15 protein-coding genes are annotated in these 20060 nt (G+C 39.9%); 6 read left to right on the forward strand and 9 right to left on the reverse strand.

The window, feature by feature from the left end; genetic code table 11:
• The first annotated feature begins 33 nt into the window (after window positions 1-33).
• Complete coding sequence (locus tag FTU77_RS08285; RefSeq protein WP_180039693.1) at window positions 34-1749, forward strand: proline--tRNA ligase; 1716 nt, start codon at window positions 34-36, stop codon at window positions 1747-1749.
• Between the two features lie 62 nt (window positions 1750-1811).
• Here FTU77_RS08285 and FTU77_RS08290 read toward each other — a convergent pair whose 3' ends face one another.
• From FTU77_RS08290 to FTU77_RS08315, 6 genes are all read right to left on the reverse strand, one after another.
• Window positions 1812-3113, reverse strand: coding sequence for a hypothetical protein (locus tag FTU77_RS08290; protein ID WP_180055525.1), 1302 nt, complete (start codon window positions 3111-3113; stop codon window positions 1812-1814).
• Window positions 3114-3163: 50 nt separating this feature from the next.
• On the reverse strand, window positions 3164-5344 hold the full coding sequence (locus FTU77_RS08295; RefSeq protein ID WP_180055526.1) for a DUF6160 family protein: 2181 nt from the start codon (window positions 5342-5344) through the stop codon (window positions 3164-3166).
• Window positions 5345-5374: 30 nt separating this feature from the next.
• The gene (locus FTU77_RS08300) at window positions 5375-6064 is read right to left on the reverse strand and encodes a hypothetical protein (protein WP_168379306.1); all 690 of its coding nucleotides are present in this window, start codon (window positions 6062-6064) and stop codon (window positions 5375-5377) included.
• Window positions 6065-6074: 10 nt separating this feature from the next.
• A complete protein-coding gene (locus tag FTU77_RS08305) occupies window positions 6075-8135 on the reverse strand; it encodes a hypothetical protein (RefSeq protein ID WP_180055527.1) in 2061 nt (686 codons plus the stop codon).
• Window positions 8136-8379: 244 nt separating this feature from the next.
• Window positions 8380-8949, reverse strand: a complete 570-nt coding sequence (dcd, locus tag FTU77_RS08310; RefSeq protein WP_005008040.1) for a dCTP deaminase — start codon at window positions 8947-8949, stop codon at window positions 8380-8382.
• A gap of 112 nt (window positions 8950-9061) precedes the next feature.
• Window positions 9062-9655 (reverse strand): LysE family translocator, encoded by a 594-nt coding sequence (locus FTU77_RS08315; protein ID WP_180055528.1) that lies wholly within the window; start codon window positions 9653-9655, stop codon window positions 9062-9064.
• A gap of 436 nt (window positions 9656-10091) precedes the next feature.
• Between FTU77_RS08315 and FTU77_RS08320 the strand changes: the two genes are divergently transcribed.
• From FTU77_RS08320 to FTU77_RS08330, 3 genes are read left to right on the forward strand one after another with little or no spacing between them, the layout of a single operon-like run.
• Entirely contained in the window at window positions 10092-11099 is a 1008-nt protein-coding gene (locus tag FTU77_RS08320; protein WP_168379308.1) for a TAXI family TRAP transporter solute-binding subunit, read from the forward strand.
• Window positions 11077-11571 carry a DUF1850 domain-containing protein gene (locus FTU77_RS08325; RefSeq protein ID WP_257223604.1) on the forward strand — a complete coding sequence of 165 codons (495 nt, stop codon included), beginning with the start codon at window positions 11077-11079 and terminating at the stop codon, window positions 11569-11571. Before FTU77_RS08320 ends, FTU77_RS08325 begins: the two co-directional genes overlap by 23 nt.
• Window positions 11568-13580, forward strand: coding sequence for a TRAP transporter permease (locus tag FTU77_RS08330; protein ID WP_180048964.1), 2013 nt, complete (start codon window positions 11568-11570; stop codon window positions 13578-13580). The genes FTU77_RS08325 and FTU77_RS08330 overlap by 4 nt, the downstream gene beginning before the upstream one ends.
• Window positions 13581-14081: 501 nt before the next feature.
• Here FTU77_RS08330 and apbC read toward each other — a convergent pair.
• Window positions 14082-15353: an iron-sulfur cluster carrier protein ApbC gene (gene apbC / locus FTU77_RS08335; protein ID WP_180055529.1), complete on the reverse strand. Its 1272-nt coding sequence runs from the start codon at window positions 15351-15353 to the stop codon at window positions 14082-14084.
• A gap of 660 nt (window positions 15354-16013) precedes the next feature.
• On the opposite strand from apbC, the gene FTU77_RS08340 reads away from it, so the two are divergent.
• Window positions 16014-16337 (forward strand): hypothetical protein, encoded by a 324-nt coding sequence (locus tag FTU77_RS08340; protein ID WP_180055530.1) that lies wholly within the window; start codon window positions 16014-16016, stop codon window positions 16335-16337.
• A 49-nt stretch (window positions 16338-16386) separates the two neighbouring features.
• Here the strand turns inward: FTU77_RS08340 and FTU77_RS08345 are convergent, their stop codons facing one another.
• Window positions 16387-16785, reverse strand: a complete 399-nt coding sequence (locus FTU77_RS08345) for a hypothetical protein (RefSeq protein WP_180055531.1) — start codon at window positions 16783-16785, stop codon at window positions 16387-16389.
• 242 nt (window positions 16786-17027) lie between these two features.
• Window positions 17028-17822, reverse strand: a complete 795-nt coding sequence (locus tag FTU77_RS08350; protein ID WP_180055600.1) for a hypothetical protein — start codon at window positions 17820-17822, stop codon at window positions 17028-17030.
• Window positions 17823-17993: 171 nt separating this feature from the next.
• On the opposite strand from FTU77_RS08350, the gene metG reads away from it, so the two are divergent.
• Complete coding sequence (gene metG / locus FTU77_RS08355) at window positions 17994-20051, forward strand: methionine--tRNA ligase (RefSeq protein WP_180055532.1); 2058 nt, start codon at window positions 17994-17996, stop codon at window positions 20049-20051.
• Window positions 20052-20060 lie beyond the last annotated feature (9 nt).

Below are 20060 nucleotides of genomic sequence, written 5' to 3' on the forward strand. Positions count from 1 at the left end.
CACTTTAACGCTTAATTTTTTAGGACAGTTTCCATGCGCGCGAGTCGCTTTTTATTTGCAACGTTAAGAGAAACCCCAAACGATGCTGAAGTTATTTCACATCAGCTTATGCTTCGTGCTGGGATGATTCGTAAATTGGCTTCAGGTTTATACACTTGGCTGCCGATGGGCGTTCGCGTATTAAATAAAGTTGAAGCGATTATCCGCGAAGAGATGGATCGTGCTGGTTCACTTCAAGTCCTGATGCCTGTCACTCAACCCGCATCTTTATGGGAAGAATCAGGTCGTTTCGTACAATATGGTCCAGAACTTTTACGTTTTAAAGACCGTCATAACAATGACTTTGTACTTGGCCCTACACATGAAGAAGTAATTACAGATCTTGCTCGCAATGAATTGAAAAGCTATAAGCAATTGCCTGCAAACTTCTACCAAGTACAAACTAAATTCCGTGACGAAATCCGCCCTCGTTTCGGTGTGATGCGTTCACGTGAATTCATCATGAAAGATGCCTATTCTTTCCATGTTGACCAAGCTTCTTTACAAGAAACCTATGACAAGATGTATGCAGCTTACTGCAAGATTTTCACTCGTTTAGGTTTAAATTTCCGTCCAGTTCAAGCGGATACAGGTTCAATTGGTGGTTCTGGTTCACACGAATTCCACGTCCTTGCGTCTAGCGGCGAAGATGACATCGCATTCTCTACAGAGTCAGATTATGCTGCTAACGTAGAAATGGCGGAAGCAGTATTAGTAGGTGAACGTGCTGCTCCGACTAAAGCACTTGAGATTGTTGATACACCAAATCAGAAAACCATTGCTGAGGTTTCTGAATTCCTTAAATCAGACCCTACTCAATCTGTCAAAGCATTATTGGTTCAAGGTGTTGCTGAAGAAGGTAAAGCTGCACCAGTGGTTGCCTTATTCCTACGTGGCGACCATGAACTGAATGAAATTAAAGCAGAAAAACACCCATTAATTGCTGCTCCATTAACTTTTGCAACTGAAGCACAATTAGCTGACTTAGGCTTAACTGCTGGTTTCTGTGGCCCTCAAGGCTTAACCGAAAAAGGCATTACCGTTATTGTTGACCGTGCAGCGTCTGTACTTTCAGACTTTGTTGCTGGTGCAAACCAAGTTGATAAACATGCTGTAGGTGTAAACTGGGAACGTGATGCACAATACACCGAAGTTTATGACCTGCGTAATGTTGTTGAAGGTGACCCTTCTCCAGATGGTCGAGGTACAATCTTGATTAAACGTGGTATCGAAGTTGGTCATATCTTCCAGTTGGGTCAAAAATACTCTGAAGCGCTTGGCTGCAAAGTTTTAGGTGAAGATGGCAAACCTCTCGTTGTGACTATGGGTTGCTACGGTATTGGTGTAACTCGTGTTGTTGCTTCTGCGATTGAACAAAACTTCGATGACAAAGGTATTATTTGGCCGTCTGCAATTGCTCCTTTCGAAGTTGCTATCGTGCCAATGAATGCACATAAGTCACCACGTACAATGGAAGCAGCTGAAGCACTGTATGCAGAATTAACTGCTGCTGGTTATGATGTTCTTCTTGATGATCGTAATGAGCGTCCTGGTGTTAAATTCTCTGATATCGAGTTAACAGGTATTCCACACCGTATTGTCATTGGCGAGAAAGGTTTGGATGCTGGTACATTTGAGTACAAAGGTCGCCGTGATGAAGAATCAAGCAACCTCAGTAAAGAAGACCTTTTAGCGAAAATTGCAAAATAATTTGCGCTAAACATAAAAAATCCCGCTAAGTGCGGGATTTTTTATATGAAATATTTTAAGCCTTAACAGAATTTCAGACCGCCGAAGCAGTTAGAACGAAACTCCTGTCCAGACAGTTTTAAATTGTTTAATGGGAAATCAATTAATGACGGGTTTTTAATTTCTTTAACATCCAAAGAAGAACCTGCAACACAACCAAAGAGTAAATCTCCACAGTTACGAACATTGGTACTTAGGTCATGGTTAATTCCGGCGATCGTTTGTTTCAATACTTCATCCGTAATCGCCACTTTGTCTGATGGTGTAATACTGCCCAAATCGACTTCATCTTCCATCGCCAGCCACCACCCTCTTTCTGCTGCGACTGCAGCACCAGGCCAGAGTATTTTTTGAGCTTGTAAAGATAGCGAAGCAGGGTTATTTAGATAAAGTGCGTGAATCAAACCTAAACTTTGATTTACCGTAATATCGGTTTTTAGCCCAGTAAGATACCCCGTCACATCTTTATTCAAATTAATGTTTAAACCGAGTAAAGAGATTTGAGCTTCTAATGGACCACTAAAATCTAGACGATCAACAGTTCCTGTACCCTTTAACTGTACATCTGTCATTCGATTCCCACTTACAACAGTGGCTGGAATCGTAAAAGGAGCCGTGGTTGATTTTAAATTAAAAGAATAATTATCTGATTTGTAGTGAAGCGGTAGATCAACTTCAGCACCAAATAATGTTCCCTTAACAGCCCCTTCAATGTATTGCTGCGTAGAAGCATAGTCCATCACACGCTCGGCAGTTGTTGCAACACCCGCAGACGCTTTTGTTTTCATATAACCACTAAAGGTATTGATACCATTGGGTGTATTGCTATTTTCTGTACCTAATGTCATTAATCCAGAAATTTTTTCAGCGCTCAAACGAAAGCCCATCACTTCACGTGTTGCCGCTGATTTCGGATCTTTAATTGCAATTTCGATAAAAGGATTGGTCAGTAAAGCTGAAGTTGCCGCACGTTCATCCGACGTATAATTGCTATTTGCAGGCAAGCCACTCAGTGAAATATGATCGATATCAATATCACAAGCACCTGAGCCATTTGCACCACCACAACCCAATTGCAGCTTTTTAATATTGGCATTGAGCTCCATTTCAGCTTCCAAACCAAGTTTATAAAAGCCAACTTTGGATTGGTCAACGGCTTGTCCACTCTCATCCACAGAATTATACCCCTGCGTATATTCCATGGAGAGTAAAGCTTGACCATCAACTTTTGATAAGCTTTCATCATCTAAAGCCATCATTGCATGGGATAAGCTACTCATCGCAAATGTCGAGAATATCAAACCTCTGATTAACTTCTTTTTCATAACAAATTCCCTGTTCGTTATTTTATTTATTTGTTATTGATTTAATTTTACTAGCGTGGAGTAATCCCCATCGTACTTCGCATTGTTCCACCGGTTAGGGCAATATCCGCCATCTTTTGCATATTGCCATTTGTTAACATCGAAACTTCTGCACGAAACGCTTTAGACATATTATTGGTTGGATTGAATTTTACCTGATTATCAAACTCTACCGAATCTTGTTTCATTTTAATTCGAGCATCAAAGCCTAGATCGCCCTGCATTTTATTAATATTGATACTTGAAGCTGAAACGACACCGCTGGCATTTACATCTTCATTCATCAAACTTAAATAGCTTCCCATAACTTTTTGATCTTTCTTTTCAGCATCTGTTAATGCTTTAAATTCAAAGCTTCCACGGAAAGACAAATAGTTATTTTCTGCACTGTCATTTAGGCCCGGCACTATAAATAGCTCACCCTTACCATCGAGTTTAAACGCAATATTCGTCAACACATCATCACGTTTAGAGAAATTATCTAAAGGTACTGTAGTCCCACATTTGGCAGAAGCTGTAGTCGCACAGTTATAGGTTGAACCCGGAAGTTGACCAATCGCTAACTCGGCATTGGCTGCAATCAATAAATTATCTGCACGTACATAGATGCCATCATTTTCATAGCCAATCACACCATCAGATTGAATAAGTGCATTGATGTTTCGTAAGCCTGCATAATAATTGACTTCTTGACCATTAATACCTTTTTTACCATCAATCAAAATAATGGAAGTTGTACTTGGTGTTCCTGTTTTTTTATCAACACCATAACCATCTGTGCTCATTACAAGGTTATAGCCAATACCTGATTTTTCAGCCGTATTTTTATAACTGTATTTTTTCTCTGATAATGCAACGTTGGCATTCATATTATAAATCGGGATACCAATCCCCCAACTGTTGTCATTACTTGCAATTGCAGCAATTGAGTTATCCGAAATAAATCGTGCGGTACGCGCGATGGACTGAAAATCCATACCACGAATCGCCACAAGTGCAAAATTTCCACCCGCCGTTTGATTTGACAGATTCTGGGTTAAAACATTATTGGTTAAACCTAATGTCGCTTTTAATTTATCATTTACCAGAAAATCAAGGCTTTTTGCTTGAATGGTATTGATATAAATATCGCCAAAATCAATATAGGCATTTTTATCAGCAACTAAAGACGTTAAATTAGAAAATTCAATGGCATAACTACCAATACCCGTATGGCCAATTTCTAAGGTTGTCGGTGCTTGACCTGCAACAAGACTCGGATCATCCTTTGAAGTAAAATCCGCGCGCACTCCTAAATGTAAACCACCTGAACCAACAGACTCATATCCTGAAGCTTTCGTTGCTAGACCAAAATCTTTAATTCCGTCTTGATTGGCATTTAAGGCCACTCGTGCATTAGTGACAGCACCCGATGCTCCCATACGAATTAAATTGCGCTGTGCACCACCATCGGTACCGTAACGTAGATCGATATTAACGCCGGGGTTTGTGGCATCGCTACGTGAGCTATGCACATCTGATGTGTCCTTGACCCGCCCCAAATTGACCGTATGATCTTTGCTCCCTGTGGATTTTGTGGTGAGAACAATGCCTTCATCAGCTGCAACATACATATAACCTGAACCAGCAAAGTTAAAGTTAAAGTCCTTTAAGGTTACGCTATGTCCATTCATACCATGACTAATACTGGCATTTTGCAATTGAAATTCCATATACGCCGTATCATTACGGTTAAATAGACCATTGCTGGTTTCAAGTAATACTTTTAAAGGTGAAGATGTTGCAATCGTAAGTGAACCTAAATTTTGCGTAGGCGTTTGGCACGTTGCACCTTGACACAGCAGCATAATATTTTGTGCAACAGCCGTAAATGGACTGACACTTGCAGCTATACGCATGCCTACACCAGCATCCGTAGTCCCAACATCAAAATCTAATTTTGATCTAATGGTGCTTTGCCCAACACCATCTATTTGTACATTGTGCAAACCCATTTTCATCTTATTTTGGTCAGTTGGGTCAACCCAATTTAACTGATCAACTTTGACTCTAGAAACTTCATGGGTAATCGAAATACCATCTTGGCCAGTAACTGCACCCAAGCTTTCATCGGTCATCGCTTCAAAAGCATATGCATGTTGAGCAAGTAAAATACTGGTTGCGAGTGCCGTTAAAGTTGTTATTTTTTTCATCACTATATCCTTATATTCAGTCACAGCTGATTAACAGCGACCTGCACCATTTCCAGTGCAGTTAAAACTGAAGATGTTTAACTTTCCACTCATGTGCATGTTGCCGTGCACATTAACACCCATAAATCCTTGTTCTGAACCACGATCAAAATCAGGCACAGCTAAAGTTGAAGTTGTTCCATCAGCTTTCTTTTCGGTATAGGTCGTATAAGTACTGGTATTCTCATAACCTTCCTTACCTGTCGTCCCTGTTTCCACCGCCAACGTAGCAAAACCTAAATTTCTAATTTTTAATGGCTTATCATCATAAAATGTCAACTGCATAGCCGTTTGTGGATTGCCTTCACGATTGATAATCGTCACACCATCTAGTGAAAATTGATCGATCTGTAACGTTCCTTGAAACTGTTTAAACACCAACCATTTCTTATTACCATTTGCATCCACATGATTATTGGGTGCAAGAGCTAAGCGACAAAACTCATTGGATGAACATTGATATCCATAAAAAGCCTGAGTAGTTTTACCATTCGCATCCATGATAGAAATGTTGTTTTTCGACATATCATTGGCGTATTGATGGTTTAATGAAAGCGTCCAACTGAGATCTGCACCGCCTTGACCGGTTGCAGCGGTAAGTTCCCTATTATCCATAGACACTAAACCTGCATGAGTTTGTGTCAGTGCAGCACAAACAACAGCGCATAAAATTTTATACATGTGATTTCTCCTACAGCCCTGTTGTTCTTATTTTTAAGTGCTGAATCAAGACGCCATCTATGGCAACAGATCCTAAGTTCGTGCTTTGTCCATTGACACCTTTAAAAACTACACCTGTCGCAGTATCCGTACTTTTTGCATTCAACAGATTACCAGGCAACCGCTCCACTGTACCGATCGCAATGCTACTGTGTGTTGCATTACGTCCTTGATATAGTGCTGTCGCATCTGAAGAGTTTGCTTTTAACTCCGTGCCACAACTATAGACATTACAGGTTGAACCTTTAAAGTCTGCAGCAGTTAAACCCGATGTACCTGTGGTATTACCAGCGATATCCGTATAGTAAGTATAAATTTTACTGTAAATAGAAGGTACATTTGGAATACGTGTCACTTCCAAAATAATATTTCGACCTTCTGAACCCACAATAAAGGGCTGATACATATTTCCTAAAACTAAATTGATATTTGGGCTATATAAATATAGACCTTCAGTTTCATGAAAGATTGGAGCTGCAGAACGATCCATCGCTGGTGTCGCTGCTGTTCCATCATCCAATTCAGAGCGTGCAGCTGTACTGATACGCATGCCGCGAGCATCCAAATCTCCATCATTGATACTCAGTGACTCAGCACGATCATTGGTATTAATACGAATTAAACTGGCTAAACCCAAGGTTTGGTTGTAATTGGTATTGGTTGATTTTAGGGTTTGAAAAATTCGAACTTGTGAACCATTGAAGCTCAAACCATTCGCAACAATTTGAGTCCGTAAACGATAGTCTTTATCTAAGCCGCTGGTGGGCGCACCAGTGATAGGATCAACAACATTACTTGAATTTAAAGACCGTGAAAATACATCCATCCACAAACCAAGTTTGATGTTGTTAGATGCATCATCTGCCGCAATTTTCTTTAATGGTGCCTCAATCGCTAAGTAACCAACATTCCCCTTATTATCTTTCGCAAATTGTTCAACATCTTGATTACCCGCATGGAAAAGCCATGGGTTTTCTGCTGTACCCCAATTAAATCCTTGGTCTGTATAGCGCGTTGCTAATGAACTTTTTCCATTTTTATCTTTGCTATTGGACAGGGCTAAGCCATATATAAATACATCTGCTTTCGATCTGAGGCTCGATACGGTCGCAGTCGAGGCAATTTGTTTTGCTGTAATTTCAGCATTTTTTTTCACCGTTGCTAATGCTGAATCACTCGCCTTTTGAGCTTCAAGCTTGGCATAGTCCGTTGCCAACTGATTGAGGGTTTCTGCAGCTTTGGCATTTAACTGAGCATCTTTTGTTGGATCAATAAGATTTGAACGTGTAATTTTTCCTGAGACATAATTTTTATAAAACGTAGACCCAGTAGGTAAATTACCCGTACTATTGTTACCGTATAGTAACTCAATCATTTCATAGGTATTTTTTAAAGCAGCAGCTTGAGACTTTTCTTTTAACCACGGTGTAATTGATTCTTTCGTTGTACCATCATCTTCTAATTTCAAACCAGACGATGAACCATCATAATAATCATCATAACGCTGATTGTAATATGCCTTCATCGTTGGTGATTCAAGATAAGACTGTACTAATCGGCCACGATATTCTGTTGAATATGTTGCTATGGTTTCATTGGTTATACGTGTAGCATTATTGGTCTCATAGGTGCTTTTAGAACTTAAGAAAGTGGAGTCATAAACACCGTTATAGCCCGTAACTCGGCCTTGCTGATAGGCATCAACATATGCAGCTTTATAGATTTTATCGTAAGCACGCTGGCCTAATTGTTCATAGTTTTCACCAGTAGGAATAATCCGAATAAAACCTGTATCGTTTTTCCCTGGATCAACCATACCAGACGCATAACTAGAAGCCGTAGAACGGTCATTTGGCCCTTGAAAGACCATTTTGAAATTTTCTAAAGTGAGTGCAACACCTTCACCCGTTGTGGCTGAAAGTGCTTCATCTGATAAATCTTGAAGCGCATAAACAGATGGTGCAGCGAACATGCTGACTGCGGCTGCTAAGCAACTCTGGCGGAATAACTTAGCCTGGGTGAATTGAGTCATCTCGACCTTCCTTTTATCAGATGCTCTGCATCTCTCTTATATTTATTCCTGAGAACTGGCTTTGATGTTATTGTCCATTTATTCCTTAAATGGAGACTTGTGATAGACCAGTCACTTAATTTTTTATTATGCTGAATAATTACTCAATTGCAAAAACTTCCCCACCGAATGGTCTATTTTCCGATGAATGACCCAACAAAAAAGCGGGCTAATTCGCCCGCTTTTTTAAACTCAATCCGAAGGATTAAGCTTTCGGTAATGTCACACCGGTTTGACCTTGGTATTTACCACCACGGTCTTTATAAGAGGTTTCACACACTTCATCTGATTCGAAGAACAACATTTGTGCGACACCTTCACCCGCGTATATACGTGCAGGTAAGTTGGTTGTATTCGAAAATTCTAAAGTCACGTGACCTTCCCACTCTGGTTCAAGAGGCGTCACATTGACAATAATACCGCAGCGCGCATAGGTTGATTTACCTAAACAAACGGTTAACACATTACGGGGAATACGGAAATATTCGACTGTACGTGCCAGTGCAAACGAGTTCGGCGGAATGATACAAACGTCTGATTCGATATCAATAAAGCTTTTATCGTCAAAGTTTTTAGGGTCAACAATTGCTGAATGAACATTGGTAAAGACTTTAAATTCACGAGCACAGCGCACGTCATAACCATAGCTCGACACGCCATACGAAATAAGCTTTTCGCCATTTTCATCATAACGGACTTGGTTTTCTGCATACGGTTCAATCATGCCGTGTTTTTCGCTCATTTCGCGAATCCAACGATCAGACTTAATAGCCATTTATCTCTATCCAAAAACTTAAATCAATTATTGCGTGGTACTTTAACTGAAATCCGACTTAATGAAAATAAGCTTTGCGGAACTAAGCGGATTTAGTCATTTTCAAATCAATTTAGAGTTTTAAAATCGCAGAATAACTCAGTGGAATCGAAAAACTGACCAAGACTAGCGATGCTGTTCGTTGTAGATTGGCTTGATTGAGCCAACTAATTTTATTCGATGCCAAAACGGAACCAAGAAAGGTCCAAAAGAATGCTATTGGAACAATCAACAACAAAAAGATCAGCATGTGAGCTACATAATACTGCGCATTTTGCCAAGCCAATGCAGGAAAAATCGCAGATGCAAATAATAGTGCTTTAGGATTTAATAACGTCGCAACAAAAAGTTCGCGTGCACGAATGCCCTTTTGATTAAAATTTTCAGCGACAGTTGCTGTACGCCATAATCGCATAGCCAGAAATAGAATATAGCTAGCACTAAACAGTTTTAAAATGGTCGGCAGTAAAGGGAGATGTACGGAAATTTTACCAATGAGAAAACCCCATAGGCTAATCGAAATAAGATAACCAAAGGCTTCCGCTGGAATGAGTCGGAATGATTTACGTAGCCCAACTTGAATACCCGAAGATGCGAGTAACGTATTGGTTGGTCCCGGCGTTAACAAAATACTGATAACTAGACCAATAAAAAACCATGAAATCATACTTTGACCTCAAACTTAATCCGCGAAGATTAATTCAGTTGTTTCGTATTAGCAAAATAAAAAATAGAAACGCTTATAAAAAACTCCTTATTTAATTATAAATTCAGTAACTTAAATAGAAAAACAAAACCTTAGCTGAACAGTCATTCAGAGCACCTTACAATTCAAAGAAATATCTTGAACTTATATTTATAAAAGAAATTTCACATGATTCCATGTATACCCTACAGTTTTTACACGTAACAAAATATTATTAAAATAAACGATATAGCTCCATGCCATTCTTACGCATAGCCATTATTTATTGAAGACTAAAAAATCAAAAAAAAATACTTTTCAAAAATAATTGATTAAGTTATGTTCAATTGAGTAGTGGAAATTAAAATTAAAACTCATCAAATCAATATTCAAAATTTATGTGTAAAAGGACGTTTCTATGAACCAATGGACAAAACTCACGTTACTCTCGGTTACTTTGGCGTGTATTACTGCTTGCTCAAATGATCAATCTACTTCAAAAAATACCACGGAAGGAAAAAGCGCAGAAACTGCTACATCTGACAAACTTCAAACCAAGTTCGTAACCATTGCAACTGGTGGGGCATCAGGACCTTACAATGTGATTGGGACAAGTCTTGCAGAAATTTATAACAAAACCTTTGGTGTAAATTCTAAGACTCAAACTACAGGTGCATCCGTCGAAAACTTAAACCTTCTGAAACAGAATAAAGTTGAAATGGCATTTGTTATGAGTGACAGCTTAACAGAAGCACTGAACGGAACAGGAAGTTTCGCAAATGGTAAAGTTGAGAATGTCAGCCAAGTCGCAGCGCTTTATCCCAACTACGTACAAATCGTAACCTCTAAAAAATCAGGGATCAAAAATATCGAAGATTTGAAAGGTAAACGTATCGCTGTAGGTGCACAAAATTCAGGTGTAGAAGTAAATGCACGTACACTGTTGAATGGTTTTGGAATCACCTATAAAGATATTAAAGTTGATTATTTAGGCTATGCTGAAGCCGCTGATGCTTTAAAAGGTGGCAAGCTTGATGCAGCATTCCTGACTAGTGGCATTCCAAATTCATCACTCATGGAACTTCAACAAAGCTTTGATCTACAGTTAGTTTCAATCAATGCAGATAAAGTCAAAGAAATAGCTAAAGATCAAAGTTATTTCTTACCGATGATTATTCCAAAAGGCACATATGGCAATACTGCGGACATTCAAACTGCCGCAATTAAAAATGCATTAGTTGTTCGCACAGATATATCGGATGATGATGTCTACAAACTAACAAAAACTTTCTTTGACAGTTTGCCTCAATTGGCAACTTCACACCAAGCAGCAACAGAAATCACGCTTGAAGGTGCTCAACAAGGCCTTGTAGCGCCTCTACATCCAGGCGCGAAACGCTACTATGATGAAGTGGCTAAAAAATAATAAGCTTCAAAAAAATGCAGTTTATACTGCATTTTTTATATTGTTCTTCTTAATCTATGCTAGCTATCCAACACTGTATACGCAGGTTAGAGTTGAAACTGATATATGCAAAATTTCAACTGATCAATTTGATTTACAGTGGAAGCATTCAGTAGAAAAGACGGCTTGGTCTGACCAATATCAGCGTCAAAAGAATACGTTTTTACTGCGCCACACCGATTTGATTTCATTTGGTGCAGGTACACCCTCAAATTATCCCATTGAGTTTCAAAAAAATGGTGTGATTAGAATGCGGGTCAATCAAAATATAGATGAAATCAACTGGGTGATTTCTAGAAATATGCAAGGCACGATCCTCGCTGACCAAAAAATTTGGTCTATTTTTCAAAGTTACCCAGACTATAGTTTGGTCAACATCTCGGTTCAATATCAACCCAAATGGAAGTCTTGGTGGATTGGAGAATGCCTATGAATTCCAAAGAAGATAAAGTTGTATTAGAACAACTCGATGAGAAACAACAACAAGCCATATTAGAAAAATTTGATCGGGAATCTGTTACTCGAATCAATATGAGCAAATCTGTTACCTACTTTGTTGCATTTGTAGCGATCTTTTATTCATTATTTCATTTATTTATTACGTTTAATCCTTTACCTGAGTTAATACAGCGTGCAGCCCATGTCGCTATTGGCCTAGCACTCATTTTTTTACTCTATCCAGCTCGTCAAACAAGCTCCCGACAGCATATTTCACTTCTCGATTGGTTCTTGGCTTTGCTTTCCATCTTCAGTTTTTTATATTTATGGAAAGAATATCAATCTATTATGACCACTCGAGGTGGTATTCCAAATACCTTAGATATCGCGTTTGCAATTATGAGTGTGGTATTAGTCATAGAAGCAACTCGCCGGGTCATGGGGTGGATGTTGCCCATTTTAAGTTTAATTTTCCTGACCTATACATTTATCAGTCACTTTGATTGGATGCCAGATCGATTACTTACTCGCCCTTATACAATCAGCGACATTTTCGGACATATGTATTTAAAAACCGAAGGCTTATATTCTTCGGCAATTGGTGCATCCGTCACCTTTATTTTCTTATTTATCCTTTTTGGTGCTTTTCTTGCAAAATCAGGTATGGGGAAATTATTCAATGATCTTGCCATGGCGCTGGCTGGACATAAACAAGGTGGGCCTGCCAAAGTTGCTGTAATTTCAAGTGGATTTATGGGCAGTATTAATGGCACTGCTGTTGCCAATGTTGTTGGTACAGGCTCATTTACTATTCCATTGATGAAAAAGATTGGTTATCACAAGAATTTTGCTGGTGCCGTTGAAGCCAGTGCATCCGTTGGTGGACAAATTTTGCCACCAGTCATGGGTGCGAGTGCCTTCATTATGGCCGAAACAACTGGCGTGAGTTATGGCACAATTGCACTAGCCGCCTTATTACCTGCTTTATTGTATTACCTTGGCGTCATGGCTCAAGTTCATTTCCGTGCGGGTAAAGATGATCTGAAAGGCGTACCTAAAGCTGATTTACCAAAAGTAAAAGAAGTTCTAAAAGAGCGTGGACATTTACTTATTCCAATTTTGGCACTGGTCTTTTTCTTATTTCAAAATATTCCTGTGAGCTATGCTGCTGTCTACACCATCGTCCTGACCATCTTTGTAGCAGCTATAAGAAAATCAACACGAATGGGTGTAAAAGATATTTTAGATGCGCTCGTTGATGGAGCCAAACAATCATTATCTGTGATGGCTGCTTGTGCTGTCGTTGGTATTATTATCGGCGTAGTAAGTCTGACAAGTTTTGGTTCAGTAATGACTTCTTCAATTATGAGTTTAGGTGCAGGTAGTCTCTTTCTCACTTTATTTTTGACCATGATTGCATCGATGATTTTAGGCATGGGGCTTCCATCTATTCCGGCCTATATCATTACTGCCACTATGGCAGCACCAGCACTCGCAAACTTTGATATTCCTGTATTAGTCGCGCATATGTTTGTGTTCTATTTTGGTTTATTTGCAAACATCACCCCACCAGTTGCCCTTGCCGCCTTTGCTGGTGCAGGAATTGCAGGCGGTGATCCAATGCGCACTGGGTTTCAGGCCTTAAAACTATCTCTTGCTGGTTTTATTGTTCCATTTTTATTCGTTTATAACCCTGCCATGCTGATGATTGATACCACCAATGTTGCAGTCAATGCTCGAGAATTTGCCTTTCCTGCATGGACAACTATAGTGAGTATTACTGTCACTTCAGTGATAGGAATTCTCGCTTTAGGCTCCGCAGTTGAAGGTTATTTCAAGACTTATCTCAACTGGTTCTGGCGTATTTTTTTAGGTGTGGGTGCGCTGTGTATGATTATTCCAGAAACCATTACAGATATTGTAGGCATTATCATGGTCATCATCGCAATTACGGTGAATATTATCACTGCTAAACGTAAAGCAAACCCGTCTCTTTCCTCCTAAAAAACCAATTAAAAAGCCCGGTAATTACCGGGCTTTTTAATTTCTTAGACTAAGGCGTACCCTCATTTGATGGGTGGGTTTTAATGACTTCAAATAATATTTAAAATTATTTGTTCCTCTATATTTTTTCAATGCTAAGCCCCTTGTAACAGAGGACATTTGGCAAAAAATCTAAGACACAATGCGTTTGTACAGTTACTGCCGTTCAAAGAATTGATCCTAGCCAAAATAATAGAAATATCGTGAAAGCTATTTTGTAAAAACTAAGTACAAACGCGACATCCTTTGATATGCCTCAAGAATTTTATCCTTGGCAGACGGCTTATAATCGCAAGGCAAATAAGAAATTGTGCAAATCGTTTTTTAGATGTGTAATTCATAGACATCGTTGAATGTCTAAAGTTCAGTACTCATAATTTTCAAACACTCCCAATACCACGTTATAAAAAATCTGGCACGAGGCCAGATTTTAATACGGTCAACTTAAATTTCAGTTCACCCTTAGAAAATACGGTTTTTATCTTTTTCAGCCTGAGGCAATGCGTCTGCAATTTTTTGCGCAATCGCCATATAGCTTTCTGCAGCATCATCACCAGCAATCACGGACGGTTTCCCTGCATCGGCATTTTCACGAATTTGTACGTTCAGCGGTAAACGACCTAAGAGTGGAATGTCGTATTGGGCTGAAAGTTGGTCGCCACCACCTGTGCCAAAGATTTGCTCTTCATGTCCACAGTTCGAACAGATATGGGTCGACATATTTTCAACCACACCCATTACAGGGATGTGTACACGGTTAAACAACTCAATGCCTTTGGTCGCATCCATTAATGCAACGTTTTGTGGTGTCGTCACGATCACAGCACCTGTCACTGGTATACGCTGTGCAAGCGTCAACTGAATATCACCTGTGCCTGGCGGCATATCAATGACCAATACATCCAGATCAGGCCATAAAGTTTGGTTAAAGAGCTGCATTAACGCCCCCGTCGCTTTCGGCCCACGCCAAGCCACTGGCGTATTGTTATCCCCAGTTAAGTGACCAATTGAAAGTACAGCCATACCATATGCTTCGATAGGAACAAATTGCTCAGCTTCGATCATCGGCGTGCGGCCTGCGTTACCAAGCATCGTTGGAATACTTGGACCATAGATGTCTGCATCTAATACCCCAACCTTTAAACCCAGCTGTTGTAATGCAAGCGCCAAATTCACAGTGGTGGTCGATTTACCCACACCGCCTTTACCAGATGACACCAAAATGACATTTTTAATGCGTGGATGTTTCGGTACATCACGTTGCAGAGGAGCCGCTTTTTGAATCGGCGGATTATTCGGATCAACTTCAGCAGGTGCTTCAGGTGTTTTCGCAGACGCATCCACAACTGGAGGTAACTGGCTTTTGGCTGCTGAACTCTCTGCTTTTTCTTGGCTAGAACAGCTTTCGCCTTCTGCATGATGATGACCACAACCACCTTCAGATTTATGCCCTGTTTTTTGTTGAATCACATGCATATTCAGTTCGTTAATGCCGCATTTTTCCAACGCATCAGCCAAATCGTCATGGATTTTTTGCAAGTCATCGGCTTCTGAAGGAAAGGTATTAATCGTGATCTGTAAGATCTGACCTTGCACATTTACCTGTGTAATACGGTCTTTTAAGGCATTATTCGAATTGGGAAGTACATAGTTTTGTAAAACCTGTTGGATTTCCTCTTCTTTCACCTCTTGGGAGGGTGAAAACACAGATTTTAGAGAAGAAAGCCACGACATTATGTTGTCTCCAAACAGGAACATCAAAAGATAATAGCGATAGTTTACCTGTTCATCTGCCACAGAGTAAGAGGGAGATGAATGACTTATCCCTATAAGCTTATAAAGTTGAGTAACTGATGTTACGCACCTAAAAGTAATTTCGCATTTTAAAAATGATTTTTAAGTCTATTCAACGGAGTCTTATATCTAGGGTTTGAATAAAGAGATTAGCCTTCGGCTGGAGGTACTTTTGTTTTGGCAAAAGTACCCAAAACCATTGTCATCCGCAAAACTCGTTCACTAGCGTCAAATTATTCAAAGTATCGCAAAACCATTTTTGATTAGAAGGAGTCCTGTCTCAAACACTTGCGGATGACCTTACCGCGTATCATTCTTTTATTTGAAGCAAACGGTGCGTCTGATGTTACTGCGTAACATCAGTGAGTAATTTAGTCAGCTTTCAAGCAAGTTTTCAAGCGTGTGCCACTTAAAATGCCCTTATAGTTGATCTATGCGGCTAAACCAAAGGCACTAAATTTGAAATTGATTACATATCAACCATACATTTTCAGAGCAATTTCAGTCTATATTTCAATCGTTTCAACAGAATAATCAAAGCGATGGATGTGCAATCTAAAGGCACATTTTGTACTTTTAATTTTAAAAATGGGGAAGACTATGTATAAGAAGTCTGTGTATAAAACGACTTTATGCGCCTTGATGCTCCTGACTTCAGCAGCCTATGCAGAAATTGCGACTGAAGCCATTCAAACACCTGACCGACAAACTGTAGCAATTGGTGATAGCCTCGATCTCATGCGCTCGCGTATGCAAGCTTCTCCGATGAAAATGCTGTCCTATCCGCTGCAAGAGAAAAATCTGCCTGCGAAACTAGCAGTAGATTACACCTATGAAATTGCCAATATGCGCTACGTGATTACCGTAGTCGATGATCAAGTCAAAAATATTAAGACTGAAAATTTAGATGGATTAAAACAATGAATCCTAAAAAAGCCGCTCTTGATAGAACGGCTTTTTTGATCAGCCCCAATTAAGCTTGATCATCTTTTTTAAACTTATGCAGTGTGTCAGTGGCTTTCTTTTTTAACTCGTCAAATTTCTCTGTCGCCTGCACTTTGAGTTCATCAAATTTTTCGACAGCCTCATGTTTAAGTTCGGAGGCTTTGACTTTGGCTTCATCTAATTTGTGACTGGCTTCTGCTTTTAACTGCTCTAGACGGTCTTTGGTTTCTGCATGCTGTTCTGCATGTTCATGTTTGGCGTCATTTAAGGCTTTTTCACCCTCAAGCTTGAGCTCTTCAACTTTATGCTTTGCACCATCGAGTGCTTTTTCGCCTTCTAGTTGCGCCTCTTTGGCTTTGAGCTTTAGATCATCACCCAACTCTGACGCTTTATCTTTCAATTGATCAATTTTATTTTCAGTTGTCATCTCGCTCACCCTATTCTCAGTTATTGCCTAACAATAGTTATAACGCGATTTGAAGCAGATACCTGAAATAGACGCATTTAGAAACAAATCAACCACAGGAAAACGCCATGTGATTGCCTATTTTCACAATGGCTTGATGCAAATATGCATGGTCGATTTTACTCTATGCTTTTAATTTTAAAGGGTGATGTAATGCAAAGAGACCAACACCATTCTGATGCATTGATCTCTTGAAATGAAACTTATTTGCTGACCGTACTCATAAAGCTCACTGCGGAAAACAGCCAAATAAACAGGATAAAACTCCGTCCCTGATTAAAATGCGCGACATCGGTACCATGCAAAATATTATGACGGGTCATCGCTACGGTAGAGCTGTTATCCATTTGATAGGCCGCCAATTCGGCAAAATACGGATTCAACTCATTAGCGATTTTAGATTTGTGCCACAGGCTTTTAATTTCGCTGCCTTTAAGCCCCGGTACAATTTTATAGACATCGACAAACTTGGTACCGCTCTGCTTTAAAAAGCCCGTTTGAATCAGTACATCAGTTAAAATGCCTTCTAACTGTGCATACAAGACAGGGATACAACCGGCATGGAAATTCAGCTTATACAGTTTAAAAGCTTCAAGTAGAACCAAACGACGTTGCGCTTTATTTTCACCAATCTCTAAGGCATCAAAGGCTTTCAACATTTCTGTCTGAAAAAACTCGGTGTTAATCGCATCGAGTAAATGAAACTGTTTTTGATCTTCATGTTGATGAAGCAGTTGCCAAAAATACAATAAATTTAAAGCATCATTCGCTACTTTCATTTCTATAGGCTGATCTAGTTCATCGGCCAAAATATCGAAATAAGGCTCATCTTGTGCCAAATGACGCAGGGTTTGAATCAGTAAGGCATGCTCATCTGCAGAAATCTGTTCTAAATATTGCTGCGCATCTTTAATAATGTGATGCCCCAATTTATGACGCTGTTCATTTTGAGGAATACGAGTGATTGGCTGATCGTCTTCATAGTCATCTTCATACATGGGCTTGTTACTCTTAGGCATCACAGTTATGCCCTATTATCACTGTAATTGTGTCAGCAATATAGATTTTTTTACTTTTGCAAAGATTTCACCTATTCCCTTGTGCAAGTACTGGCTATCTCATGTAAAATTACAGCCCATTGCATAAATACGAATGAGAGAGTCATATCCGTGCGTAATATTTTAGTTACTAACGCCCTTCCATACGCGAATGGCCCAATTCATATGGGTCATTTACTCGGTTATATCCAAGCTGATATTTGGGTTCGTGCCATGCGTGCAATGGGTCATAACGTGACTTATGTATGTGCGGATGATGCTCACGGCACAGCGATTATGCTACGTGCGGAAGCCAATGGTATTTCGCCTGAACAGCAAATTGCCAATGTGCAAAAAGAACATGAACGTGACTTTGCTGGCTTTAGAGTTGACTTTGACCATTACGACTCAACTAATAGCCCTGAAAACCAAGCACGCGCTTCAGAGATTTACATTAAGAACCGTGAAGCGGACAACATTGCTGTACGCCCTGTGACGCAATTGTTTGACCCTGAAAAAGCAATGTTCTTGTCGGATCGTTTCATTAAAGGTACATGCCCGAAATGTAAAGCGGAAGACCAATACGGCGACTCATGTGAAGTGTGTGGTACAACATACAACGCAACTGAATTGTTGAATCCAAAATCGACTTTAAGCGGTGCGACACCTGTAGAAAAATCTTCAGATCACTACTTCTTTAAGCTACCGAATTTTGGTGATTACCTACAAAAATGGACACGTGACGAAGGTCGTCTGCCTGTGTCGATTGCCAACAAACTCGATGAATGGTTTGAAGCAGGTCTGTCTGATTGGGACATCTCACGTGATGCGCCTTACTTCGGTTTTGAAATTCCAGATGCGCCAAACAAATACTTCTACGTTTGGGTTGATGCGCCAATTGGCTATATGTCGAGCTTTGAAAACTACATCAAGACTAAACGTCCTGACCTAAGCTTTGAAGACTACTGGAAAAAAGATTCTAAAAATGAGGTGTATCACTTCATTGGTAAAGACATCGTTTACTTCCACGCGTTGTTCTGGCCTGCAATGCTTGAAGGTGCAAACTACCGTACCCCTACAAGCCTATTCGTAAACGGTTTCTTGACTGTAAATGGTCAGAAGATGTCTAAATCTCGTGGTACATTCATTAAAGCGGAAACGTATCTTGAGCATTTAAACCCTGAATACTTACGTTACTACTTCGCGTCTAAACTTTCTGACAAAGTTGAAGATTCTGACTTGAACCTTGATGATTTCGTTCAGAAAGTAAACTCTGACTTGGTTGGTAAAGTGGTTAACATCGCAAGCCGTTGTGCGAAATTCATCAATACTAAATTTGATAACAAACTAAGTGCAACATGTGCTGAACCTGAATTGGTACAAAGCTTTATTGATGCAGGCGCTTCAATCGCAGCGCAATACGAAGCACGTGAATTCTCTGCGGCAATCCGTGAAATCATGGCGCTTGCAGATAAAGCCAACCAATACATCGACGAGAAAAAGCCTTGGGCACTTGCGAAAATTGAAGGCGAGGAACAGCAAGTTCATGATGTATGTTCTGTTGGTATTAACTTGTTCCGTCAATTGGCGGTTTACCTTGCACCAGTACTTCCTACCTTGGCAGCAGAAGTTCAAAGCTTCTTAAAATTAGAATCTTTCGACTTTGCGTCTGGTAAAACGATTTTGGTGGATCATGAAATTGCTCAATTCCAACCATTGATGCAGCGTGTAGACCCGAAAGCGGTTGCTGCTATGGTTGATGCATCTAAAGATTCTTTAGCTGCACCTGCCGAAGCACCAAAAGCTGAGAAGAAAAAAGAGAAGAAAGCTGAAAAGAAACCTGAGCTTAAAGTTGGCGAAGCTGAAATTATCGGTATCGAAGACTTTATGAAAGTTGACCTGCGTGTGGCTGAAGTTTTAGAAGCAGCTCATGTTGAAGGTTCTGACAAACTGCTTCAATTGACTTTAAATGTTGGTGAAGCTGAACCGCGTAACGTATTTAGCGGTATTCGTGAGTTCTACCAACCTGAAGACCTTAAAGGTAAACTGGTGGTGATGGTGGCTAACCTTGCACCACGTAAGATGCGTTTTGGTATTTCTAACGGTATGGTTTTAGCTGCGGGTAATGGCGAAGGTGTTTGGGTAATTTCACCTGAAACTGGTGCTAAAGCTGGTGATAAAGTTTCTTAATTTTTTAGA

Source organism: Acinetobacter sp. YH12142 (assembly GCF_013418435.1).
Lineage (GTDB): Bacteria > Pseudomonadota > Gammaproteobacteria > Pseudomonadales > Moraxellaceae > Acinetobacter > Acinetobacter amyesii.